This is a genomic window from Alitiscatomonas aceti (genome assembly GCF_025567195.1).
Lineage (GTDB): Bacteria > Bacillota > Clostridia > Lachnospirales > Lachnospiraceae > Alitiscatomonas > Alitiscatomonas aceti.
In genome coordinates, this window is sequence record NZ_JAOQJF010000005.1 from 23,564 (window position 1) to 48,180 (window position 24,617).

21 protein-coding genes are annotated in these 24,617 nt (G+C 55.0%); 5 read left to right on the forward strand and 16 right to left on the reverse strand.

The window, feature by feature from the left end; all coding sequences use genetic code 11:
* The first annotated feature begins 248 nt into the window (after nucleotides 1-248).
* Nucleotides 249-1,109, forward strand: a complete 861-nt coding sequence (locus OCV69_RS03560) for a class I SAM-dependent methyltransferase (protein WP_158357688.1) — start codon at nucleotides 249-251, stop codon at nucleotides 1,107-1,109.
* A 140-nt stretch (nucleotides 1,110-1,249) separates the two neighbouring features.
* Here OCV69_RS03560 and OCV69_RS03565 read toward each other — a convergent pair whose 3' ends face one another.
* The 6 genes from OCV69_RS03565 to OCV69_RS03590 form a co-directional block, all read right to left on the reverse strand.
* Complete coding sequence (locus OCV69_RS03565) at nucleotides 1,250-2,692, reverse strand: TrkH family potassium uptake protein (RefSeq protein WP_158357690.1); 1,443 nt, start codon at nucleotides 2,690-2,692, stop codon at nucleotides 1,250-1,252.
* A 15-nt stretch (nucleotides 2,693-2,707) separates the two neighbouring features.
* Nucleotides 2,708-4,063 (reverse strand): Trk system potassium transporter TrkA, encoded by a 1,356-nt coding sequence (gene trkA, locus OCV69_RS03570; protein ID WP_022273396.1) that lies wholly within the window; start codon nucleotides 4,061-4,063, stop codon nucleotides 2,708-2,710.
* 162 nt (nucleotides 4,064-4,225) lie between these two features.
* Nucleotides 4,226-6,409 (reverse strand): ferrous iron transport protein B, encoded by a 2,184-nt coding sequence (feoB, locus tag OCV69_RS03575; RefSeq protein WP_158357692.1) that lies wholly within the window; start codon nucleotides 6,407-6,409, stop codon nucleotides 4,226-4,228.
* Nucleotides 6,410-6,420: 11 nt separating this feature from the next.
* Entirely contained in the window at nucleotides 6,421-6,654 is a 234-nt protein-coding gene (locus OCV69_RS03580; RefSeq protein WP_022273393.1) for a FeoA family protein, read from the reverse strand.
* Nucleotides 6,655-6,824: 170 nt separating this feature from the next.
* The gene (locus tag OCV69_RS03585) at nucleotides 6,825-7,037 is read right to left on the reverse strand and encodes a FeoA family protein (RefSeq protein WP_158357694.1); all 213 of its coding nucleotides are present in this window, start codon (nucleotides 7,035-7,037) and stop codon (nucleotides 6,825-6,827) included.
* Complete coding sequence (locus OCV69_RS03590) at nucleotides 7,034-7,207, reverse strand: FeoB-associated Cys-rich membrane protein (protein ID WP_022273391.1); 174 nt, start codon at nucleotides 7,205-7,207, stop codon at nucleotides 7,034-7,036. Before OCV69_RS03590 ends, OCV69_RS03585 begins: the two co-directional genes overlap by 4 nt.
* A 204-nt stretch (nucleotides 7,208-7,411) precedes the next feature.
* Between OCV69_RS03590 and OCV69_RS03595 the strand changes: the two genes are divergently transcribed.
* The 4 genes from OCV69_RS03595 to OCV69_RS03610 all read left to right on the forward strand — a co-directional run bounded on the left by OCV69_RS03595 (nucleotide 7,412) and on the right by OCV69_RS03610 (nucleotide 10,213).
* Nucleotides 7,412-8,614: an FprA family A-type flavoprotein gene (locus tag OCV69_RS03595; RefSeq protein ID WP_158357696.1), complete on the forward strand. Its 1,203-nt coding sequence runs from the start codon at nucleotides 7,412-7,414 to the stop codon at nucleotides 8,612-8,614.
* A gap of 63 nt (nucleotides 8,615-8,677) precedes the next feature.
* Nucleotides 8,678-8,836, forward strand: coding sequence for a rubredoxin (gene rd, locus OCV69_RS03600; RefSeq protein ID WP_022273389.1), 159 nt, complete (start codon nucleotides 8,678-8,680; stop codon nucleotides 8,834-8,836).
* A 32-nt stretch (nucleotides 8,837-8,868) separates the two neighbouring features.
* A complete protein-coding gene (locus OCV69_RS03605; RefSeq protein WP_022273388.1) occupies nucleotides 8,869-9,960 on the forward strand; it encodes a M42 family metallopeptidase in 1,092 nt (363 codons plus the stop codon).
* 82 nt (nucleotides 9,961-10,042) lie between these two features.
* Nucleotides 10,043-10,213 carry a DUF1540 domain-containing protein gene (locus OCV69_RS03610; protein ID WP_022273387.1) on the forward strand — a complete coding sequence of 57 codons (171 nt, stop codon included), beginning with the start codon at nucleotides 10,043-10,045 and terminating at the stop codon, nucleotides 10,211-10,213.
* A 124-nt stretch (nucleotides 10,214-10,337) separates the two neighbouring features.
* Here OCV69_RS03610 and OCV69_RS03615 read toward each other — a convergent pair whose 3' ends face one another.
* The 10 genes from OCV69_RS03615 to OCV69_RS03660 all read right to left on the reverse strand — a co-directional run bounded on the left by OCV69_RS03615 (nucleotide 10,338) and on the right by OCV69_RS03660 (nucleotide 24,614).
* Nucleotides 10,338-10,982 carry a manganese catalase family protein gene (locus tag OCV69_RS03615; protein ID WP_158357698.1) on the reverse strand — a complete coding sequence of 215 codons (645 nt, stop codon included), beginning with the start codon at nucleotides 10,980-10,982 and terminating at the stop codon, nucleotides 10,338-10,340.
* Between the two features lies 1 nt (nucleotide 10,983).
* Entirely contained in the window at nucleotides 10,984-11,493 is a 510-nt protein-coding gene (locus OCV69_RS03620; RefSeq protein ID WP_262562981.1) for a spore coat protein CotJB, read from the reverse strand.
* A complete protein-coding gene (locus OCV69_RS03625; RefSeq protein WP_262562982.1) occupies nucleotides 11,481-11,732 on the reverse strand; it encodes a spore coat associated protein CotJA in 252 nt (83 codons plus the stop codon). The genes OCV69_RS03620 and OCV69_RS03625 overlap by 13 nt, the downstream gene beginning before the upstream one ends.
* A gap of 371 nt (nucleotides 11,733-12,103) precedes the next feature.
* Entirely contained in the window at nucleotides 12,104-13,363 is a 1,260-nt protein-coding gene (locus OCV69_RS03630; RefSeq protein ID WP_158357700.1) for an N-acetylmuramoyl-L-alanine amidase family protein, read from the reverse strand.
* Nucleotides 13,364-18,682, reverse strand: a complete 5,319-nt coding sequence (locus OCV69_RS03635) for a fibronectin type III domain-containing protein (RefSeq protein ID WP_158357702.1) — start codon at nucleotides 18,680-18,682, stop codon at nucleotides 13,364-13,366. It lies immediately after the preceding gene.
* 304 nt (nucleotides 18,683-18,986) lie between these two features.
* On the reverse strand, nucleotides 18,987-19,397 hold the full coding sequence (locus OCV69_RS03640) for a CBS domain-containing protein (RefSeq protein WP_022272461.1): 411 nt from the start codon (nucleotides 19,395-19,397) through the stop codon (nucleotides 18,987-18,989).
* Nucleotides 19,398-19,450: 53 nt separating this feature from the next.
* Nucleotides 19,451-20,053: a lactate utilization protein gene (locus OCV69_RS03645; RefSeq protein WP_158357704.1), complete on the reverse strand. Its 603-nt coding sequence runs from the start codon at nucleotides 20,051-20,053 to the stop codon at nucleotides 19,451-19,453.
* A gap of 186 nt (nucleotides 20,054-20,239) precedes the next feature.
* The gene (locus tag OCV69_RS03650) at nucleotides 20,240-21,013 is read right to left on the reverse strand and encodes a M23 family metallopeptidase (protein ID WP_158357706.1); all 774 of its coding nucleotides are present in this window, start codon (nucleotides 21,011-21,013) and stop codon (nucleotides 20,240-20,242) included.
* A 45-nt stretch (nucleotides 21,014-21,058) separates the two neighbouring features.
* The gene (locus tag OCV69_RS03655) at nucleotides 21,059-22,045 is read right to left on the reverse strand and encodes a SpoIID/LytB domain-containing protein (RefSeq protein WP_158357708.1); all 987 of its coding nucleotides are present in this window, start codon (nucleotides 22,043-22,045) and stop codon (nucleotides 21,059-21,061) included.
* Between the two features lie 109 nt (nucleotides 22,046-22,154).
* Nucleotides 22,155-24,614 (reverse strand): glycogen/starch/alpha-glucan phosphorylase, encoded by a 2,460-nt coding sequence (locus OCV69_RS03660; RefSeq protein WP_158357710.1) that lies wholly within the window; start codon nucleotides 24,612-24,614, stop codon nucleotides 22,155-22,157.
* Nucleotides 24,615-24,617 lie beyond the last annotated feature (3 nt).

Below are 24,617 nucleotides of genomic sequence, written 5' to 3' on the forward strand. Positions count from 1 at the left end.
TCCTTACCATCTGCCTTTTTTCATACAGCCCCTGCTTTACGATCTATCCCGGAGCCGTATATCCCTGGTATCATTCTACCAGTATCTTACAAAATATTCAACCAGAAGAATCTTTCAATTCTCTTACATACTCCCGGCAAATGCCGCAAAACTGCCGCAATCCCATATGGTATTTGACACGTTCCCCCGAATCACGTATAATATCCACAGAAACCAAACGATAATCATAGAAAGCGACGGTATCATATATGTGGATTGCAGACGGATGGAAGGATTATGAAGTCATCGACTGTTCAAAGGGGGAAAAGCTGGAGCGCTGGGGAAAATACATCCTTTTGCGTCCGGATCCCCAGGTCATCTGGGATACGGAAAAAACGGCTCCCCAGTGGAAAAAGCTCAACGGTCACTATCACCGCAGCTCCAAGGGCGGCGGCGAATGGGAGTTTTTCCATCTCCCGGAGCAGTGGAGCATAAACTATAAGGAACTGACCTTCCAGCTAAAGCCCTTCAGCTTCAAGCACACGGGACTCTTTCCGGAGCAGGCCGCCAACTGGGACTGGTTCGGAGAAAAAATAAAAAATGCCGGCCGGCCTGTGAAGGTCTTAAACCTCTTTGCCTATACGGGAGGAGCCACCCTGGCGGCCGCAAAGGCCGGAGCCTCTGTGACCCACGTGGACGCCTCCAAGGGAATGGTGGCCTGGGCCAAGGAAAACGCCAGATCCAGTAACCTGGAAAGCGCTCCCATCCGCTGGATCGTGGATGACTGCGTGAAATTCGTAGAGCGGGAGCTCCGCCGGGGCAACCATTACGACGCCATCATCATGGACCCGCCCTCCTACGGCCGCGGTCCCAAGGGTGAGATCTGGAAGATCGAGGATGCCATCTTCCCCCTGGTAAAGCTCTGCGCCGGACTCTTATCGGAAAACCCCCTGTTTTTCCTCATCAACTCCTACACCACCGGCCTGGCTCCCGCCGTGCTCACCTATATGCTGGGCTGCACCGTAAAACCCCGGTTCGGCGGTACGGTGCATTCCGACGAGATCGGCCTTCCGGTGTCCTCCACAGGTCTTGTACTGCCCTGCGGCGCGTCCGGCCGGTGGGAAGCCTGAAACAGATGAAGTTATAAAAGATCCATAAAAACAGCCGCGGCAATGTAAAAACACTGCCGCGGCCGTTGTATTTTTATGGAACGGAGCCCGCCTGCCGGGGATCTTCCCCAAGCCTAGGCAAAGCCCTTCTTCCTAAGGCTTTAGAACTTCTTCCAGGTATCCCGGAAGAATAACACGAGCAGCGGGAAGATCTCCAGACGCCCTGCCAGCATGTCAAAGATCAGAACGATCTTGGACAGGTCGGAAAAGCAGGAGAAGTTGCTGGCCGGACCCACTAACTCCAGTCCGGGGCCAATGTTATTGAGCGTTGCCGCCACCGATGTGAAGCTGGTCACCAGGTCAAAGCCGTCCAGACATACAAACAGCGTGGAGACTGCGAATATCAGCACATACGCCACCATAAAGGCGTTTACGCTCCTTAGCACCTCCTGGCCCACGACCCGGCCTTCAAATTTCAGCTTCTTCACCATATGGGGATGGATGATCTGACCGATCTCTCTGGTCATGGTGCGGAACAGGAGCACGATCCTGGATACCTTGATGCCGCCGCCGGTGCTTCCCGCACAGGCTCCGATGAACATAAGGAGCACCAGGATGGCCCGGGGCACTGCCGGCCACACGTTAAAGTCCACCGTAGAAAATCCCGTAGTGGTTATGATGGAGCCCACCTGGAAGGCCGCATGACGGAAGGCTGTTGCCAGGTCAGGGAAGGAATTCCGTATGAACACCGTAATGATCAGCGTTGAAGCGGCAATAATGGCCAGATACCAGCCAGCCTCCTCACAGCGGAGCGCCTCTTTGGGCTTCCTCATATAAAGAAGAAAATATACATTAAAGTTTATACCGAACAGGATCATAAAGATCGTCACAATGGACTGTATATAAGCGGAATATTCGCCGATGCTGCTGTTTTTTATTCCGAAGCCTCCGGTTCCTGCCGTACCGAAGGTGGTACACAAAGCGTCAAGCAGCGGCATGCTCCCCAACAGCAGCAGCGTCAGCTCCAGAAGAGACAGGGCCACATAAAGGCCGTACAGGAGCTTGGCTGTGGACCGCACCTTGGGGACCAGCTTGCTGACCGATGGTCCCGGACTCTCCGCCTTCATCAGGTTCATGGAATAACCGCCGCCGGACATGGGCAGGAGGCATAACAGGAATACCAGAACGCCCATGCCGCCGATCCAGTGGGTAAAGCTCCTCCAGAACAGCATGCACCTGGGCAGGACTTCCACATCCTTTAAGATACTGGCTCCCGTGGTTGTAAAGCCAGATACAGTCTCAAACATGGCGTCTACGATACTGGGGATCACGCCAGAAAACACAAAGGGCAGTGCCCCCATAAGGCTCATAACGATCCAGCTTAGGGCCACTGTCACGCAGCCTTCCTTTGCATAAAACACCTTATTGGCCGGCTGCTTCCGCACCAGAGGCACACCCAGAAGCAGGCAGAGCCCGATGGCGGCTGCAAACGCCCAGATGCTACGTTCCGAATACAGCAATGCCACCAGGGCAGAGGGAGCCATAAGAGCCGCCTCTATGATAAAGACCCAGCCAATGATGAAAAATATCATGGAATAATTCATGGAGCTTCTCCTTTGCTACTTCAGTATATCCCGGATATCCTGGAGACCCCGGTTAGTGGTCACCACGATCACCGTATCTCCCACCTGGATCTTATTCTGTCCGCGGGGCGTAAGGATCGTTCCATTCCGGTTGATGCAGCAGATCAGAAGATTATCCTTCAGATCCAGATCCATCAGAGGCACATCTGTCACAGCCGAAGCCTCACGGATGGAAAACTCCAGGGCCTCAGCCCGGCCGTCCAGGATATTGTACAGCGTTTCCACGTTGCTGCCGATGGTATTCTGGCAGGCCCGCACATACTGTAAGATATAATCGGCCGTGAGATATTTGGGATATACCACGCTGTCGATGGCAAAGCTGTCGATCACGTCATTAAAAGCGATCTTATTGACCTTGGCCACCAGCTTGGCATTGGAGTGCTTCTTGGCAAACAGGGCCAGGAAAATATTCTCTTCATCCAGACCGGTGAGGGCTACCATGGAATCGGCATAGGTAAGTCCCTCCTCCAGGAGAAGGTTCTTGTCGCTGCCGTCGCCGTTTATGATATCGGCTCCCGGAAGCATCTCGCTTAAATACTCGCAGCGTTCCTTCCTCTGCTCGATGATCCGCACGCGGAAGCCGATCTTTAGCAGATCCAGGGCCAGGTAGTGGGCAATGGTCCCGCCGCCGATGATCAGGGAATTGCGTACCTTTTTCGAACGCACGCCGATCTTTTCAAAGAACTCCGCCGTCTGCTCCAGGGAGCCTGCGATGGACAGGATATCATTGTCCTGGAGCACAAAGCTTCCGTTGGGGATCACCACCTCCGAATCCCGCTCCACAGCGCAGATCAGTACATCGGTCTTTAACCGGCCCATGAGCTCCATAATGGTCTTTCCGTCAAAGCCCATTTCCGGCTTTATGCGGAAGTGCAGAAGCTCCACGCGGCCCTTGGCAAAGGTATCGATCTTAATGGCTGACGGGAACTTTAAGACCTTTAAGATCTCTCTGGCCGTGGTCAGCTCCGGGTTGATGATCATGGAGATCCCCAGCTGCTCCCTTATGAACCGGATCTCTTTATTATAGAGAGGATTCCTCACACGGGCGATGGTATGGCATTTGGCGTTCTTTTTAGCCATCAGGCAGCAGAGCAGGTTCAGCTCGTCCTCGCCCGTCACCGCAATAAAAAGGTCGGCTGTATCCACACCCGCCTCCTGCTGTACATTAAAACTGGCTCCGTTTCCCACAATTCCCATGGCGTCGTACCGGTTGGAGACCTCTTCCACCTTCTGCTCCGACAGGTCCACCATCACCAGATCATGATCCTCCACACTGAGACGTTCTGCCAGGCTGGTGCCGACTTTTCCGCAGCCAACAATAATAATCTTCATATGCATTCTGTCCTATTCTGAGTTTTTTCTGAGTATTTTTAAGGATTTGTGTTCTATTATACTATTGATCGCAGGAATCCACAAGACCCGCCCGCAAAAACAATGGCGAAACGCGCAAAAAGAACCGCGTCTCCCGTTAAGGAAACGCGGTTCTCCGGTCATTTACGCTGTCACCGAACGGCGTACAGCCTTTTTCATATTCTTATACGGATCCCTGCGGAACAGCATATACAGAAGGAAAAGCAGTATCAGCGCGGCGGCGGCTGTTCCCAGCCCCACCGGTGCTCCCAGTATCACGGAACCCAACTGGTATACGCAGAGACTTACCCCATAAGCAAATACATTCTGATAAAGGACTGCAAACCAGAACCACTTTCTGGACTGCATCTGCTGGGCCATGGTCGCAATGGCGGCAAGGCACGGAGAATCCAGAAGGTTGAACACAAGGAAGGAAAATGCTGCCGCCACATTGGGGAACCAGCTCTGGATGGCTGCTCCCACCACTGCAGTCTCCTCCACCATGGACTCATCCACATTGGCCAGGACACCCATGGTGGTCACAATGGCCTCTTTGGCGGAAAATCCGGAAATGGAAGCCGCCACCGGCTGCCAGGAGCCAAAGCCCAGCGGCGCGAAGATCCAGGCGATGGCGCCGCCCAGAAGGGCCATAAGGCTGTTGGATACATCTTCCACGGCTCCGAAGCCTCCGTTCTCAAAGCCAAAGGTGGAAAGCACCCACATAACGATACAGGCCAGGAACAGGATGGTGCCTGCCTTTTTAATAAAGCCCCAGAGTCTTTCCCAGGTGTGCATGAGCACCGTCTTAGCAGACGGGATATGGTATGCCGGAAGCTCCATAACAAAGGGAGCCGCCTCTCCGGAAAACGGTTTCGTCTTTTTTAAGATGATGGCAGACACCAGTACGGCCGCCACTCCGATGAAATACATGAGGGGAGCGATATAACCGGCGGCCTCATAATTTCCCGTGGCCCAGCCCGTCATGATCCCGCCCATAAGAGCGATCACCGGAAGCTTTGCGCCGCAGGGCACGAAGGTAGCCGTCATAATGGTCAGCCGTCTGTCATTATCGTTTTCAATGGTACGGGAAGCCATGATCCCCGGGATCCCGCAGCCCGATGAGATCAGGAGCGGAATGAAGCTTTTGCCGGAAAGCCCGAAATGACGGAACACCCGGTCCATGACGAAGGCGATGCGGACCATGTAGCCGCAGTCCTCCAGGATGGAAAGGAGCAGGAACAGAATGGCCATCTGGGGAAGGAAGCCGAACACTGCTCCCAGACCTCCCAGGATCCCATCCACCACCAGACCTGTCACCATACTTCCGGCTCCCAGGCTGCTGAGTGCTCCAGCAGCCGCCTCCTGAATAGCGACCACAAAGGAGTCGTTGGCCCAGTCAGTACCCATGGTCCCCAGGGTGGTAACAGAAATATAATATACAAAATACATGACTGCCGCAAAGATCGGGAGTCCCAGGATCCTGTTTGTAACGATCCTGTCGATCTTATCCGACGTGCTGAGTTTCGCCGGTGCTTTCTTTACAGCCTCTCCGATCATCTCTCCGATATAGCCGTAACGGGCATCGGTGATGATACTTTCCATGTCGTCATCCATATCCCTTTCCAGGCTCTCCGCCTCTGTCCGGATGGATGCCATGGCGGAGGCGGACAGCTTCAGGTCAGCTTCCACCTTTGGATCCCTCTCAAGAAGCTTAATGGCATACCAGCGTCTTAGAGACGGTTCCACCCGGTCCCCAAGAGCCTCCTCTGCCTTTAATATGGCGCTTTCCACCCGGGCCGGGAACACACGGCCAGGGGCCTTCCATTTCTGTTCCCTTGCAGCAGCCACCGCCTGGTCTGTCACTTCCTTTAAGCCCGTTCCTTTAAGGGCGGAGGTCTCCACCACCTGACATCCAAAGAGCGCGGAAAGCCGTTCTGTGTCGATCCGGTCTCCCTTTTTCGCCAGCAGATCGCTCATGTTCAGGGCAATGACCACCGGGATCCCCAGCTCCAGAAGCTGGGAGGTCAGATACAGGTTTCTTTCAATGTTGGTGGCGTCCACCAGGTTGATGACCGCCTCCGGCCGCTCCTTTAACAGATAGTCACGGCTTACCACTTCCTCCAGTGTATACGGGGACAGGGAATAGATCCCAGGCAGGTCCGTTATGATGATCTCCTCATCTCCTTTGGAGGTTCTCAGCCGTCCTTCTTTCTTTTCCACCGTCACGCCGGGCCAGTTGCCCACGTACTGGTTCGCTCCGGTGAGCGCGTTGAACATGGTGGTCTTTCCACAGTTGGGATTTCCCGCCAAAGCAATCCTGATACTCATGTTTCTCCTCCTTAAACACCTTCTTTTACCGTCACATCGATGCTGTCCGCATCGGCCTTTCTCAAGGAAAGCTCATATCCCCGGACCGTGATCTCCACCGGATCTCCCAGGGGAGCCACCTTCCGGACATAGATCTCACTCCCCTTTGTGATCCCCATATCCATGATCCTGCGGCGGAATGCCCCCTCTCCGTGGATCTTCACCACAGAAACCGTTGTCCTCACTGGAACCTCCCGTAATGTCATAGCGTTCTCCTTTCTCCTCCTCTTTTTCCATCCCCTTATATGGGGCACATCTGCTTCCTGGCATGTTTATTGGTTACCTAAAACTAACTCCACATTTTTTAGTTACCCACGGCTAACCCGTGGACTTTTTGATGGAGCCGAAGGCTTTTAAGGCCCCGCGGCTCCTGCTTCTATACCATAATGTGCTTCGCCATTTCTTTATTGACAGCCACTCTGGAATCCTTAATATGGATGATCATATTTCCGCAAAGTTCGGAGACCACCCGGACCTGGCTTCCGTCCACAAATCCAAGATTGGCCAGAAACCGCCTTGTATCGGCAGCTCCCCCGATCCGTTTTACCACTCCGGTCTCTCCCGGGCGCAAAAGAGTAATTGGCATCATGCTCCCTCCTTCGCATTTTCTCTGCCGCAGCAGCAGCCTCCAGAACACCCGGAGCAACTTCCGCAGCCGCAGGCCGTTTTTCCTGCCTTCTTCTGGCTCCTCATGAATCTCAGCACGGCCACCGCCGCGCACGCCACCAGGAGCAGTACGATCCCATCTGCCAGACTCATTGGATCACCTCTTTTCTTTTTGATACTAATTATCAATTTCAAATGAATTATATTCCTCTCACCTGAAAAAGTCAACCCTTTTTTCGTATTTTATTTCGTACACAAAACTGCTTGAAATCTTTGTCCATACACTTTAAAATATGGGTAAACGCCGGACCTGCTGTGCCAGGTCCGGTTCTGAAACAATGCTTAAGGAGGTTTTTCATGAACTGCAGCAGAAGACTCACCGATACACTTTACTGGGTCGGCGCCAACGACAGGCGGATCGCCCTGTTTGAAAATGTATACCCCGTTCCCCGGGGCGTTTCCTATAATTCCTATCTGCTCTTAGATGAAAAGACAGCTCTCTTTGATACCATCGACCAGGCATTTACCCACCAGCTCCTGGAAAATGTTTCCTCTGTGCTGGATGGACGCTCTCTGGACTACCTGATCGTCAATCACATGGAGCCCGACCACTGTGCCTCCATCGCTGACATTCTCTTCCGGTATCCTGGGGTGAAGATCGTCTGCACTGCCAAGGCTGCAAATATGATGAAGCAGTTTTTTGAATTTGATGTGGACCAGTATGTGGTTCCCGTAAAGGAGGGCGACACCCTTTCCCTGGGCGTCCATACCCTGACCTTCGTTATGGCCCCCATGGTCCACTGGCCTGAAGTCATGGTCACCTATGAGACCACGGAGAAGATTCTGTTCTCCGCAGACGCCTTCGGCTCCTTCGGCGCCATCAACGGAAATATCTTTGCCGATGAAACAGACTATAAAAACCAGTGGCTGCCGGAAGCCAGAAGATACTACTGCAACATCGTCGGAAAATACGGTCCCCAGGTGCAGGCCTTATTAAAGAAGGCCTCCAGGCTGGAGATCTCCATGATCTGCCCGCTCCACAGCCTGGTATGGAGGAAGGATCTGGACTGGCTCCTGGAAAAATATTCCCGCTGGAGCTCCTATGAGCCGGAGGAAAAAACTGTGCTCATCGCCTATGCCTCTGTATACGGCCACACAGAGCAGGCCGCCGATGCCATTGCTGCAAGGTTAGCGGAGCGGGGAGTACCCAATATCGCCGTTTACGATGTGTCCAAGACCCATCCGTCCTATATCCTGGCTGACGCCTTCCGCTGCTCAGCCCTGGTATTTGCATCCATCACCTACAACAATGGGATCTTCTGCAACATGGAGACCCTGCTGCACCAGATCGCTGCCCATAACCTCCAGAACCGGACTGTGGCCTTCTTGGAAAACGGCTCCTGGGCCCCGGTGTCTGTAAAGCATATGACGGATACCTTCGCATCCTTAAAGAACATGAAGGTGCTGGAGGAAAGTCTGACCATCCGGTCTTCCTTAAAGAACTGCCAGGGAGACTGTCTGGAAGCTCTGGTTGATTCCATTTTCCAGTCTCTCGCATAATTTTTTCTGGAAATGGTTATACAACAATATACTACTATATTTTATCCACAGGAGGAACTGACTATGAAGAAATATGAATGCGAAGTATGCGGTTACATTTATGATGAAGCAGCCGGAGATCCGGATAACGGCATCGCTCCCGGCACCAAATGGGAGGACGTTCCCGAGGACTGGGTATGCCCCTTATGCTCCGTCGGCAAAGACCAGTTTAAAGAGGCCTAACAGCTCTATAAAAAAATAAAAGGGGAATTCTTATGGGAATCAAAGTAAATCAGGAAACACTCCAGATGATCGCCGATCTTTCCAACGCCAGGGGCGCCTCCGGCTTCGAGGACGAGACAGTCCAGGCGGCAGCAAAGCACATTGGCGAGGGCTATACCACCGAAGAGGACTGCCTGCGCAACTTCTATATGTACCGCACTGCCAACTCCGGCAACAAGCCGGTGTTCATGCTGGATGCCCACAGCGACGAGGTGGGATTCATGGTCCATTCCATCCGCCCCAACGGAACCCTCCGTTTCGTGGCCTTAGGCGGCTGGAACGTGGGCTCCCTTGCCTCCTCCAAGGTGCTTGTGAGAAACTCTGAGGGAAAATATCTTCCCGGCGTCATTGCTGCAAAACCGGTACACTTTATGTCGGCTTCAGAAAAAGCATCTGCCGGGGCAGCGGATATCTCCTCCCTCTCCATCGACATCGGCGCTGTGAGCGCAAAGGACGCAGCTGAAAACTTTAAGATCCGCATCGGCGAGCCGGTGGTTCCGGATGTTACCCTGGAATACGATGAAGAACATGATCTGATGTTCGGCAAAGCCTTTGACTGCCGCATCGGCTGCGCAGCTCTCATCGAGACGCTCCGCCGGTTAAGGGATGAAAAGCTGGACGTGGACGTGGTGGGTGTTCTTTCCTCCCAGGAGGAGGTAGGCGAACGCGGCATGAAGGTGGCCGTAAACCACATAAAGCCCCAGATCGCCATCTGCTTCGAGGGCTGTCCGGCGGACGATACGTTTACTGAGCCTTACGCAGTCCAGACGGCCTTCAAAAAAGGACCCATGCTGCGCTTCATGGACAAATCCATCATCTGCACTCCCAGATACCAGCGCTATGCCCTGGATCTGGCTGAGAAGCGCGGTCTTATGGCCCAGGCGTCTGTCCGGGAGGGCGGCGGCAACAACGGTGCCATTGTCCATACGTCCTTAGACGGGATCCCGTCCATCGTCATCGGCGTTCCGGTGCGGTACATCCATTCCGTCCACGGCATTGCCTCCTACTATGATTTTGAAGCCACTGTAAAACTGGCCGTAGAAATCGTAAAATCCATGAATGGAGATATTATTAAATCTTTTTAAACGATTCCAATATCTTCCAACATGATTTTCCTGGTCCGTGACATACTAACACCATCCCAGAAAACAAAGGTGGTGAACGACCATGAACCAGGAAAAGAACGAATGTATCCAGTGCTCCATCCACAACTGCGTACACCACGCGGGGACTGCGGATTACTGCACACTGGACCGGATCCATGTGGGGACCCATGAACTGAACCCCACTAAGAAGGAATGTACCGACTGTGATTCCTTCCAGTATAAAATGTCCTGATGCGGCTGATCTGCCATCGGGGTATGGGAAAAGCCTGGCAGCTGCACCGATCTGCAGCTGCCAGGCCTTTTTTATCCGTCCATCCTTATTTCAGACGTTTCCGCCTCATGTGATTTCTGGTTTTTTATGCGTTTCCCTGTCTTATACAGCCGCCAGGCCCCTGGGGAGCCGCCGCCTGGTCAAAGCTGGGATTGAAGGCATAAAAGTTCCGGCTGTCCAGACGTTCCTGGAGGCCGCGCAGGGCTTCACCGAATCTCTGGAAATGAACGATCTCCCGTTCCCGGAGGAAGCGGATGGGATCGCACACGTCCGGCTCCTTCACCAGACGCAGGATGTTGTCGTAGGTGGTGCGGGCTTTCTGCTCTGCTGCCAGATCCTCAAACAGATCTGTGATGGGATCGCCCTTGGACTGGAACTCACAGGCATTGAAGGGGATCCCGCCCGCCGCCTGGGGCCAGATCCCGGCCGTATGGTCGATATAATAGGGAGCAAAGCCCTGGGCCTCCAGCTCCTCTGCCGAAAGGTTTCTCGTGAGCTGGTGGACAATGGCTGCGATCATTTCCAGATGGGCCAGCTCCTCGGTGCCTATATCCGTAAGCACTGCCTTCTGCTCCCCATAGGGCATGGAATACCGTTGGGAAAGATAACGCATGGACGCTCCCATCTCACCGTCTGGGCCACCATACTGGCTAATGATCAGCTTCGCCAGCCCCGCGTTGGGCTCTTTGATATTTACCGGATACTGAAGCCGTTTTTCATACCTCCACATATTAATATCCTCCTTCCCAGGGCCATTTTTCCGTCACCCAGGTCCAGGTATTCCCTATAACATCGTCCACCAGCAGGGGGCCAAACCGGCTCTGGTATGCGTCCATGGCCGCTTTCCTGGCGCCGACAGCGCTCTGGTAATACTGCATGGCCTGGGCGCAGTCCGGATGAGTGTCCAGGAACAGGACCGCCTCATCCACAGCAAAGCTGGCCTCGTTGATCTGCTTCATCAGTGCCTGCCGGGACGGGTCCATTCCCGGACACATCCCGCAGCCCTGGCCCGTACCGGGACGGATCCCGCAGGCAGTTCCTGCCGGCGGATACATACCAGGAAATCCGCAGCCGCCTCCGCCGGGGGCCGGGGGCGGACAGACCGGACGGCAGCAGGTCTGGACCTGGGGTCTGGCCTGGGCGGAAGCCTGGACCTGGATCTGGCCCTGGCAGCTCTTCTTACAGCACTGTCCCGTTACGCCGGGATCTTTTCCGCTGGCTCCACAATTCATCTCTGCCATTTTCTGCACCCTCCCATCATAAACGGATAATCTAAAGACGGGAAAATCGTTCCCTGCATAAAACCGTGGCTTATGGGATATGGCGTTTCCCAGTTCTGCATGGGAACGTAGCCCATGCCCACCGGAAAGCGGTCCCAGACGCCCGGCATATTTCCATCCACATGGACCGGTCCAGGTCCCGGAACAGGCATCATCCCGGGAATACGGGAAGCCCCGTCAGGATTCTGATTACAATTCATAAGCTCCTTCTCCTTTCATTTTCTAGTAATAAGGTATGCATATTCTCCCGTTCCGGTACATAGAAGGCCCGTTTCCTTTTTCCAGGCCAGAGGACAGGTCCCGGTGCCTTCTTCCCTTCGGCCCATGGCGGTCCCTGCGGAGCGCCTTTGCCACCGTTTCCTACAAGAAAGAAGCCCGATTGCGGGCTTCTCCGCCTGCGGCGGGCCGCTTCTGCGGCATAATTTCCTTCCGCCGCATGGCGATCCCCGCGGAGCGTTTTTTATGTCATGGGACGTACTTTCCTATGACATAAAAAACCGGCGTCCATGGATGCAGTTTCCATGGACGCCGGCTGTCTGCCAAAGCTGTCTTCTGTTTCTCCTGACGTTTCCTATTCCATCCAGGCTCCGTCGGCTCCTGTCATGAAGCCGTCGGGAGTCTTCCTGTTCTGGTACATGGCCCCGTAGGGAAGCTGTCCCTCCGTGCTCTGCACCGTTTGTCCGGTGACCGGATCCGTTGCCGGCACAGGCACAGGCTCCGCCGGATTTAAGTAATACCATTTCTCACCGATGCTCTGCCAGCCCACAGCCATGCGGCCGTCTGCCGTTCCCAGGTAGTACCAGATGCCGGAAAGCTGGATCCAGCCCTTTTTCATGGCGCCGTTTTCCCTGAGATAATACCAGTTTCCTGTTTCCTTCTGGTAATGCCAGCCCCGGTCCATAAGGCTGTCTGCTCCCATATGGTACCATTCGCCGCCCTTAAAGATCCAGCAGTCCATAGCCATCGCGCCGCCAGAAAACCGGAACTGCCAGTCCTCTCCTGTCTGGATCCACTGACCTGCGGTTTCTCTGGCAGATACCTGGGGACAGATAAAGCCTGTGCTCTTCACCGGGCGGTAGCTGCCGCCGGAGCCGTTTCCGGATCCATTCCCGGAACCGCCGTTATTTCCATGGCCATTGCCGGTATTTCCGTCAGTGCCGTCTCCATCGCCGCTGGTGCCGTCATCCCCGGAACCATCTCCGTCTCCGGGATCTCCGCCGTTTCCATCTTCCCCTCCAGAACCATCTCCATTTCCAGAGTTATCTCCGTCTCCGGAGCCGCCGTTCTCTCCCTGGTCTTCTCCGGGGTCAGTAGCTTTCAGCAGAAACTCGGTTTCTCTTCCGCCGTCCGTTTCAAAGACCAGCTCCTCTCCGGCCACTGCGGCGATCCGTTCCACCCGGAGGGTGATGTCCTCCGTGGAGGCCGTCTGGAGCACGCCCAGCTCCAGCTTTTTCCCGCCGTTAAACAGGCCGTCTCCCGTTCCGTTTCCAGCCAGGAAAATGCTGAACCGGCCGGTATCCTCTAAAAAGATCCCATCCCGGATCTTCACATCCGGATCCTTCTGGATACTGGCTTCAAAGGTAAACTCTGCCCGGGTGATATCTTCCGGTTCCGGGGTCTCCAGGGCCAGATCCACCTGGACAGCTCCAATATCCTCCATGTATTTCCCGAATTCCCGGTCTCCGGAAAAATCCAGGGAGATCCTTACCTGGTTCTCCTTCTTTCCAGACTCCATCTGAATATATCCGCCTCCGGCAGCCAGGGCAGCGATCCCCGTCCCCGCGGCTATAAATGCCGCGGCCATAAGGCTTCCTATGATCCTTCGTCTCACTTAATTCTTCTCTCCTTCTCTGGTCCGGCCCCCAAGGCCGTCTCTTTTCCTCAGCCGTTCATTCCCGGCCGCCGGGCCGGAGCCGGGATCCAGCTCCAGCTCCGGCAGCTGTTCCGGAACCGTTATGGTCAGACTGGAGCTGACGGTCCTCTGGCTCTCCAAAGTCTCCGCATCGTCCACCCGGTAAAGCTCTGCCCGGACATGCTCTGGAAGACTGGTCCCCTCCGGCAGGTAATAGATCCAGATGCCGTCGCTGACCTCTCCCAGGAGGCCGTTTTCCGGAACCTTTGCCAGGATCAGGGATTCTGCCTGGATGTTTCCATCCGCATCCGTTCCTCCCACGATCTGGCCCTTTTCGTCCCATAAAAGCACCACGTTATAGGCCGGGTTTCCCTTATAGGTTCCTGTAAACACGATGCTGCCCTCCGGGATCACTCCGTCTGCCCCGCCGTTGATGGCAAAGTCCTTCATGAGCCTTCCCATACCGGCTGCATCCATTTCCACATTATCTCCTGTCTGGCCCAGCAGGGAAAGATCCGATATGGAAAGCTCCCGGCCTCCCTGGCCGTCTGCCGTCAGCTTCACAAAGGCCGCGTCGTACGTATAAAGAACGGTGCCGTCATGGAAGTACACAGTCTGGCTGCCGTCTTCCAGGGTAAATGTATCTGCGCTCACCGGGACCCTCTCCCAGGAGCTTCCGTCCTGGCTGACACTGACGCTGAATTTTCCTATGGGAGTTCCCTCGGCCGCCGTGTAAACGAGCCCGGTCACCAGCTCCGGCTGGTTTAATTCCAGGACGATCTCCGGCGTCTGGCCGGCCTTTACAGAGCCTGTAAAGGTGGTAACAGCGCCCTCAGTCTCCAGATCCACCATCTTTTCCAGCCCTGGCTGCACATAGGTATCCGGATGATCCTCTCCCGGCTCCTCCAGCTCACTGTTGGTCAGGTTGGTGCTGACGGTCCATAAGGTCCGGTCGATGTCGCCCCTGTGGCTCACCTTGACCTCCTTTGTCCTTCCTGGCTCCGTTTTTTCCAGCCATTTGTCGTATCCGGTGATCTCATACGTATAGACCCGGTTGTTGGCTGTGGCGGCCACATCCGTAAATACAGCCTCTCCATCATGTGCGTATGCGTAGCCCACAGACTGCTTTTTCTCCGTTCCGCCGTCCCTTTCGCAGCGGACGATCTCGTAGATCCATACGTTTGTGTCCCCGGAGATCTCCAGGTTCACCTGGTTTTCTCCATTCACATACTGGATGGTTCCCTGGGGAACGCTTCCCTTGGCGGAAGACTCCGTTTTCTGGGAGGTGTTCCGGTTTTCCATCTGCCATACCCGGTTCTCATCGTTGGCGAACCAGATGCCCCGCTCCTCCTTCTCAAACTGGGAGGCATAGCGCACAGTGTCTGCGTCCGGCTCCATGCCCCAGTGGCGGAAGAAGTCCAGAAGGTCCTTCCGGGCCGCAGCCGCCGCCAGCCGCATCAGCACATTGTCCTTATCGGTCCCGGAAAGCTTCAGCTTATTTCCTTCCGCTCCCGGTGCCGAGGATGGCTTACGCACATAGGAATCCATTCTGGCAAAGATCAGATTTTCCAGCTGCTCTTTGCTGGTATCAAAGGTCTTGAAATTATAGCCGCCCATATCGTAGGCCAGATGGAGCTGCCAGTACATGGCCAGCTGCACCGCCCCGTCAGACGCCTTTCCCCTGGCTCCCGAGATGGTCTTTTTAAATACGTCCTCGTACTTGAACCGCAGGGAATCATTGGTATCCCTGGCCTTGGCCAGCAGCGGGTAATAATTATTGGTCACCTCCGCCACCGCGTAGGCCCCTTCGTTGATCTCATGGCCGATCTCATGGGAAAGCCCCCAGCCGAACAGGCTGCCGGACTGATACTTTCCCTCTGCATCCGCAATCACGGGCTCTCCCTTTACCATTTCCTGGAACTGGGGCCACTCGATGCCGATGTGGAGGCCTCCGGCGTACATGAAGGCGCCGGCAAACATCCTCTGGTAGCGGATATTCAGACGGCCGGCCGGTACCTGGTTGTGGGGCTCGGCATCGGATGCCGTGCTTAAGCCCTTATGGGCGTAGAACAGCTCCACCATCTGATCCATGGCCGTCATGGACTGCTCCAGGGCCGCGGCCTTCTCCGCTGCCGTATTCCCGGCCAGTCCCTCCAGGATCTGGTCCGAGGGGCCGGAGATCATGGTATACCGGCTCACGATGTCCGTGGCTCCGTAGATACAGTTCATCTCATCATAAGCATGGTCTTGATGATCCCGGTTATGGAGAGCCTCCATATCCCGGACCATGGCCTCCAGCCCGTTCACATAGGCCTCCGCCAGCTTCAGACGCTCCGCCGGATCCTTTGTATCCGAAAGATCCAGCACCGGGATCTTCGTCCCTCCGCTGACCCGGACGCCGTACTGCTCCTGGCCTGCCTTTCCGGTGTAGACCACATAGAGCTGTCCGCCCCGCTCCAGGTCCATATCGTCCAGGGCCTCCAGCGTAAAGTCATTGGCTCCCGCCTTTAAAACTCCCAGCTCCTTATGCCACTTCTCAGAGGTTCCATGGTACTGGGTCTGTATCAGCCTGAGCCTGGTGCCGTCCCCGGTCTTATGGGCGGGGCTTCCCACATAAACGGTGACCGTCTCCCCGGCCTTTGCAGTCACGCCCAGGGGCTGGTACGTATTGAGACCGCCCTTGAAGGTGATGTGGCCGTCGGAGTTTCCTGTATCCTTGCTGTCCACCGCCTGGATCTCCGCCTGGAGCGCACCATCCTTGAAGATCCGCTCTGCGTTGGCCAGCTCCGTTTCCAGGATCTCCTTCCTGGGGTGCAGCTCCCCGCTGACCGGATCCGGCTGGTCCAGCCGGTCCTTAAGGCTCTGGATCCGTTTTCCCATGGTCTCCCGGTCCTCGTCCGACCGCAGGCTCACATGGTAGGGATCCCCGTAAAGGTCCATGATCTCGTCCTCCAGCGAGTCGTAGTAATAGAACTTAAGCTCTGCCATGGAGATCCGGCGGCTGTTTCCATCTGCGGTGCTTAAAACCAGCTGCACAGCCTCGGCCTCAATGGGCCTGTCCGCCCGGAATTCGTAGTAGGCCTTATTGTTGCTGGTCTTTTTCTCCAGGACGCCGGAAACAGAATTCTTTGTGCTATCCTGGATGTCGTTCCGGTCTGTCCAGTAATAAAGCACTGCCTTATTATAGGAAAACGTCTGTTCTCCGTCTGGGATCACCACCATTGTGTCCATTTCATAGGACCTGTCAAAGGACACAATGGGAGCTTTTTTCAAATCATAATAGGTCGCACCCGAATCCCAGTCGATACGGGCCCAGGAGGTCTCATAGTTTCCATCTACAATATCATACTGACCTTTGGAGACATCATACCCATAGCGCACCGACTCGATATGGGCGGTCACCGGTTCTCCCGGCACCTCCACATTGATCCGTTTATAATCCGGCGTCACCGGCGGATCCAGGGCCGCCGTCACTCCCGTATAGTGGACCGATTCCGGTCCCTCTCCCAGCGGGTTCACGCCGGTCAGATAAACGTCATACTTTGTCTTATCCTCCAGCCCCTTAAGCTCATACCGGTTCTCCCGGATATCCGGGATCTTCGTGTACGCTCCCTGGGAGTCGCCGTACTTCCTGTAATACAGGTTATAGCTGTCTGTATCCATCATATCCTTCCAGCTGATGGAAAGCCCCTTATACCGGGATGTCACCGTGATATTTTCCGGCGCAGGCGGAAGGCTGGCCGCCCTGGGACGCCCCACAGCCTCTGCCGCCGGGCTCTTCCAGGCCCCGTTCACCAAGCGGATCTGGATCTCATAGGAATTTCCATTGGCCAGCGCCCCGTCTCCCAGGCCTTCTGCCCGGAATTCCGGCTTATCCGTCTGGAAGGTCTGTGTCACCTCGTTTTTCTTACTGTTGACTCCATGGACCGTCACCTCGTAGCCCGTCACATTGGGCTGTCTCCGCCAGGTCACGGTAAAGGACGCGTCCCCGTTCTCCACCTGCACCCGCTCCGGTGCTGTCATTTCCGGCTCCGGGATCCGTTCCTTCATGTCCCCCAGGAACTCCACCTTTGCAATATCCACCAGAGCGGTGTTCCCCAGGGTCCGGCTGACCTTAATGGTCACCTTCTTCACGGCTGTCTGGCCCTTCAGATCGATGACGATGGGGCCTCCCTGGCTTACGGTCTCCTCTTTTCCTGTGAAAAATTCCAGAAGCGCCCTTCCCAGGCTCCGTTCCTTTACTTTTCCGTTTTCGATCTCAAAGACCTTTTCTTTTCCCTTTTCTGTCTCCACAGAAACAGTTCCGTCCACAATGGTGTTGCCGGAGCCGTCCACCGGGTCGATGACGAACCCGGCCATGGTCTTTCCGGAGTCAAACTCCGCAGAAATGGTCACCGGATTCTCCCCGGAAATGGCCTCCTCACTTTCCAGTGTAAGGCTGGCCGCACCGGAAAACAGCTGCTCCACCGTTCCCTGGGAGATCTCCGCGTTGCTGGCGGACACCGTATGGATCTCTTCCTCTGTGATCCGCATGGTCCGTGTCTCCCGGGCAGTCCTTGCGTCTTCCTTATAATACTTTGCAAAACATGCTATGTCCGCCAGATCCACCTGGCTGTCGCTGTTCAGATCGGCCCGGTCATAAAACAGATCGTCATGGACCTGGCCGGAGGCTGCCAGCTTCAGAAGCTCCTCCTTATCGTCCTCATCCACAGCCCCGCTGCCGTCAATGTCGCCCATGGCCAGAACGCCGATGCGGCTTCCGGCTCCGCTCTCCCCGTATCCGTGGTTTTCCGGCGCATCGTTCATTAAACGGATGGAGACCATGTCCCCCTGGATCCGGATCCCCTTCTGCTCATAGGCCACATAGGAGACCGTATCGTTTTCCGGCTCCATCCGGAGGTCATACATCCCATCGGGAAGCTCCGTCAGCTCACAGCTCCCCTCTGTGTATGTATTCCCGTCTCCAGCCGGCAGGGTAAGGCTTCCAAAGGCCGGTTCGGCCATGGAGGAATCCTCTTCCTCCGACGGATACAGCTCCACATTCCAGGTGGTCTCCGGAGCCTTTACGACGCCCTGGACCTCCACCCTAAGGATCCCGTTCCTCTCCTCCAGAAGTCCGGCTAAGGCTTCTTCCCCGGCCGCCGCATCCGACATGGTGGCGGTCATCCGGGTCCTCTGGTTTTTCTGCGGCATTCCCATGGCTCCCGTCCGTCCCAGCGGGCTCTGCACAGCCATAAGGACCGCCAGAAGAGCCGCTGTCGACCGCATTCCCGTTCTCTTTTTCACAGTTCTTTTCACACTTTCCTCCTATGGATCAGATTTATTGCCTGCGGAGTATCCATTTTTTAGGGGATCTTCGGTCCCCATGGCACAAGAAAGAATCCTGCTCTTGCAGGATTCTCCGCCTGCGGCGGGTCGCATTTGCGACGAAATTCCATACCGCCGCAGTGCGATTCTGCACGAAGTGCTTTTTTATTTGATAGGAATTTCCTATCAAATAAAAAATCCGGTCAGAATCAGATTTCTGGCCGGATCCTATTTCCCCGTCTCATGACGCCCAGTATAACACATCAGACGTTTTTTGAAAAGAAAATTTTTGCATTTATTCTGTTTTTTTCATTTTATCCGCAAAATACTTCATAATGTCTTTTCTGGTGACGATCCCGATAAAAGATTTCTTATCGTCCAGGACCGGAACGAAGTTCTGCTTCATGGCCTTGTCTAAAAGGTCCTCCATATTGCTGTCAATGCTCACCGGCGTATTGTCAGAACGGCGGGGAACATTGGTGATCAGGATCCTTCTTGCTTCCTGCAGGTTCAGATCCAGCTGGTTTTTTATATACCACAGAAGATCGCCCTCGGTGATGGTCCCCACATAGGTCCCCTGCCGGCTGATGATCGGCACCGCCGAATACTTATGATACTCCATCTTCTCCAGAACCTGCCGGAGGCTTTCATCATCATGGATGTAAGCCACCTCACTCTTCGGTGTCAGAAAAAACAATATATTCATTTCATCTCTCTCCTTTAGTCTATATCCGCCCGAAAGCGCCCGTTCCCTGTGCCCTAATATCCCAGGTCCTCGTTGATGAAGACCAGCTCCACGGTCATTCCGTTACAGGGACGCTCCAGGATCACTGTGGCGCTGCAGATCCGGGCCGGACTATTACAGTCATAACAGCGCAGCTCTTCCGACGCGGCACAGGGCGTCTTGACCCCAAGGCGTCTGGCATTTTTCGTACAGGCCGTATTTTTAGCCCGGGCAATGGCGCTGTGAAGGTCCGGGGCGATCTTATTCCTTCCTATCACATAGAAGACCCGTTCCGGACCAAACAGGCTGGCCGCCGCCCGGTTTCCCGTACCGTCAATATTCACCAGCTCCCCGGTCTCCGAAACGCCGTTGGCGCTTAAAATATATACGGTGGAATCCATAGCTGCCCTTCTGGCCTCTGCCGCAGTCATCTCGTCCTTCCAGTGCCAGACCACCTGGTTGTTTTCCTTCAGAAGCTCGTACAGCCCCATTTCCTGACAGGTCATGGAGCCGCCGAAGCCCACCCGCTCCCCGCGGATCTTTTCCTTCAGATAGGAAGCCGCCTCCTCCTTCGTTTCAAAATACGAGATGAGAAACCGGTGGTCCTCAAAGCTTTTCTTCAGTTTCCCGTAATCCATATGCTCCTCCTTCATCTGGTTTCTTTCCGTTCTGTAAAGTTATGTACAGTTTACCATATTTCTCTCATATTTTCACGAAAACTCTGTGAACTTTTTATTAAATTCATATTAACGTCAAAAAACAGACCGCCGGGTATTTTCCAGGCGGTCCATTTTTCCAGATCCTTATAGCTTCTTCCCTGTCCCCTACTCCAGATAATCCAGAGCGTCCACAGGCTCGTCCCCGGAAAGCAGCTCAAAGTACAGGCTGGCCCCTTCCAGGGAATAATATTTGGTGGGCTCGGCCACATAGCCCAGCACATCGCCCCGGCTGACGTACTCGTTCTCCACCACCGGGATCTCCTTTAACTGGCCGCAGACGGCCTGGTAGCCGTTGCCCAGATCCAGCCGCACATAATTGCCGATCTCCTCATTGACGCCTACCTCCAGGATCCTGGCGTCGGCCGGGGCAGAAACAGGCGTGCTCACCTCGCTCTGGATCACGTTGGCCGGATTGCATTTATACTGCTCCAGGGTCGGGAACCAGGTGGTGGTGTTCATGCTGTATCCCAGGATCACATTTCCCTGTACCGGCCACAAAAGCCTGTCGCTTTCCGTAAAATCCAGAACCAGAGAATCCCCGGCCGCCGCTCCGGCCTCGTCTGCCGGCGGATCCTCCAGGGCCGCGGCTTCTGTCTCTGCCGCTCCCAGGGTATTTTCGGTCACATGGGAACCGGCTCCGGCCCCGGCCGGCTCCGCCTCATGGGCGTTGGAGCTTCCTGCCACGGTCCTGGGCGGCTCTGTCTCTTCGGCGATCATCCCTTCCGGCTCCTTGATCTCCAGATACGGACTCTCCTCCATGTTCTGGGCTCCCTTCCGGATCCTCACAGCGCCTGCTGCGGCAACAATAGTCAGCAGGCCCAGCACTAGCATCACAAGAACTAACTTATCCTTGAAAAGCTGGTTTACTCTCTCTTTCACGTTTTATCACCTCGGTACTATTCTTACCAAAGTGACACGTCTTATTCAGATTCCCTCTTTTAAAATTTCCACATTCTGGAAATAATGGTCCAGAAGTGCTTCAAAGCCGAGCCCCTCCTTTTCCAGCGCCGAGGCTCCGGCCTGGGAGAAGCCGTACCCATGACCGATCCCTTTGCAGGTGACCCGGATCTTTCCCTGGAGCTCATCGAAATAAAAGCACGGGGAGGACAGGCCCAGGGCGTACTGGACCTCTTCCCCGGAGTAGGTCTTCGGACCGATCTGGATCTGGACCACATATCCGGCCCCATCCCGCTCCGCCACCTGGATCTCCTCCAGGAGCCGGTCTGCATCCGGAGAGACCGCCCCCGGAATGGCGCTCACCCTCCGGGCCAGGTCCTCCGGCGTGAAGACCGCAATGGACAGATATCCGTCGGCCAGAAGATCCCCTGGGCTTTCCGCCTGCCTGAGACATGGATGCTCCTGTCCTCCGGGCCTTGTGGCCCCCGAGGCCGCCCGGCAGAAAAACACCTCCGCCGGTTCTCCCTCATAAGCCAGGTAAAGCCCGCTGGTGGCGGACACCGCCTCCCTGATCCTGCTGTAATCCTCCTGGTAAGTCCCGCCCCACAGCTCCTCCATCTGCGCTCCGCTCAAGGCGTCCATGTCCAGGGCCTCCTCCGGGATCTCCTCCGCCCCGTCCATCTCCCGGTAGATATACGTCCGGGCTATAACTGCCTGGGCCTTCAGAGTCTCCGGCCCGAAATCTGCCGGGATCTGGGCCGCCAGCACATGGACCAGGAAATCCTCCGCCGGGACCCGCGAAACCTTTCCTTCCCGCTCCACAGCCACATACCGCCTTCCGGCCACTCCGTTCCCATCAGTTCCCAGAGAGCCGCCCTGGCTTCCTTCTCCCCCGGCTCCCGCCAGCTCCTCAAAGCCCGTAAAATCCCCGCCGCCGATCCGGCCTGTCCAGGCCATGGTCGTCACATAGGGGATCATCACCATGATCATCAAAACAGTCAGAAACCGCTTCATAAAAAAGCCCACCTCATATCCTTTTTTGTAAAGTCTATGAGACAGGCTTTCTTTTTAGAACCTGGGGAGCAGCTCCGTCCCCGGACGGGCCGCGTTCCCCTGGTTTGTATTACAGTTCTACCTTGATCTTATCCAGATGCCAGATATCCCTTACGTACTCCTCAATGGTACGGTCTGAGGAGAACTTGCCGCTGGAGGCGGTGTTTAAGATGGCCGTCCGGGCCCACCATTTCTCATCCCGGTACGCCTTGTCGATCCGGTCCTCTGCCTCCGCATAGGAACGGAAGTCCTTTAAGATAAAGTACGTATCCGCCCGGTCGCTGGACTGGGTATTTAACAGGGAATTGTAGATATCCCGGAACAGCTCCGGATTCTGCGGGCTGTAACTGCCGTTGATGAGCTGCATCAGCACCCGGCGGATCTCCTGGTCGCTGTTGAAGATCTCCATGGGGTTGTAGCCGCCCTGGTTCTCCCAGTTAATGATCTCGTCGGAGGAAGCGCCGAAGATGAACATGTTCTCAGCCCCCACCTCCTCGGCCATCTCCACATTGGCTCCGTCCATGGTGCCGATGGTAAGGGCTCCGTTTAACATGAACTTCATGTTTCCAGTACCGGAGGCCTCCTTGCTGGCGGTGGAGATCTGCTCGCTGACATCGGCTGCCGCAAAGATCATTTCTGCGTTGGATACACAGTAATCCTCAATGAATACCACCTTGATCTTGCCGTTGATGGAACGGTCGTTGTTGATCACATCGGCCACGGCGTTGATCAGCTTGATGGTCAGCTTCGCCCGGGTATAACCGGCCGCAGCCTTTGCTCCAAAAATAAAGGTCCTGGGCACGATATCCATATTTGGATTATCCTTTAACTGGTTATACAGATACATCACATGCAGGATGTTCATCAGCTGTCTCTTATATTCATGGAGACGCTTTACCTGCACATCGAAGATGGACCTGGGATCCACGTCGATGCCGTTGTGCTCCTTGATATATTTTGCCAGGCGGATCTTGTTCTGATACTTGATGTTCATGAACTCTCTCTGGCACTTCTCATCGTCCGCGTAAATGGCCAGCTTTTTAATATGGGACAGGTCTGTGATCCACTCGTTTCCGATCTTATCGGTGACCCAGCTGGCTAAAAGCGGGTTTCCGTGGAGCAGGAACCGTCTCTGGGTGATGCCGTTGGTCTTATTGTTGAACTTTGCGGGCATCATCTGGTAGAAGTCCTTTAATTCCTCATTCTTTAAGATCTCTGTATGGAGCCTTGCCACACCGTTGACAGAAAAGCTTCCCACAATGGCAAGATGTGCCATACGCACCTGTCCGTCGTAGATGATCGCCATTTTGCGGATCTTTTCATTGTCGCCCGGGTATGCCTTCTTGATCTCCTCCACAAACCGGCGGTTGATCTCCTCCACGATCTGGTAGATACGCGGAAGCAGGCGGGAGAACAGCTCGATGGGCCATTTTTCCAGGGCCTCGGACATGATGGTATGGTTGGTGTAAGCGCAGGTCTTTGTGGTGATCTCCCAGGCCTCATCCCATTCCAGGTTCTGCTCGTCTAAAAGGATCCTCATGAGCTCTGCCACAGCCACCGTGGGGTGGGTGTCGTTCATCTGGAACACGGCTTTTTCATAAAACTTATGGATGTCGTCGTGGTTCTCCAGATATTTCTTAACGGCTCTCTGGACGCTGGCAGAAATGAAGAAATACTGCTGCCTTAAGCGCAGCTCCTTGCCTGCGTAATGGTTATCGTTGGGATACAGCACCTCCACGATGGTCTTTGCCAGGTTTTCCTGCTCCACTGCCTTCTGGTAATCGCCCTTATCGAATTCCTTCAGATTAAAGGTATTCACTGGCTGGGCGTCCCAGATCCGCAGGGAGTTGACCACGTTGTTGCCGTAGCCCACGATGGGGATGTCGTAGGGGACTGCCAGAACGGACTGGTAGCCCTTCTGGACAAAATGATTCCTGTGGCCGTCCCACTCAGTATCCACATAGCCGCCGAATTTTACCTCTGTGGCGTATTCGGGGCGGCGGATCTCAAAGGGATAGCCGTCCTTTAACCATTCGTCCGGCACCTCGATCTGGTAGCCGTCCTCGATCTTCTGCTTGAACATACCGTAGCGGTAACGGATCCCGCAGCCATAGGCCGGATAGCCCAGGGTCGCCAGGGAGTCCAGGAAGCAGGCGGCCAGACGTCCCAGACCGCCGTTTCCCAGAGCCGGATCCCGTTCCTGGTTTTCAATGGTATTTAAGTCAAAGCCCATTTCAGCCAGGGCCTCCCGGATCTCCTCCTGCTCGCAGAGGCTGATGATATTGTTGCCCAGGAAGCGCCCGGTCAGGAATTCCATGGACATATAATATACGACCTTGGCATCCTGCTTCTCATACTCCTTGTGAGTCGCGATCCAGCGGTCGATGATCATATCCTTCACCGCCAGAGCCACCGCCTGGTACATCTGCGCGGCGGTGGCGTCCTCAATGGTCCTCCGGTATGAGATCTTCAGATTGTAAATCACAGCCTTTTTAAATTCCGTCTTATGAATGGTGTGGTCCACGTTCATACC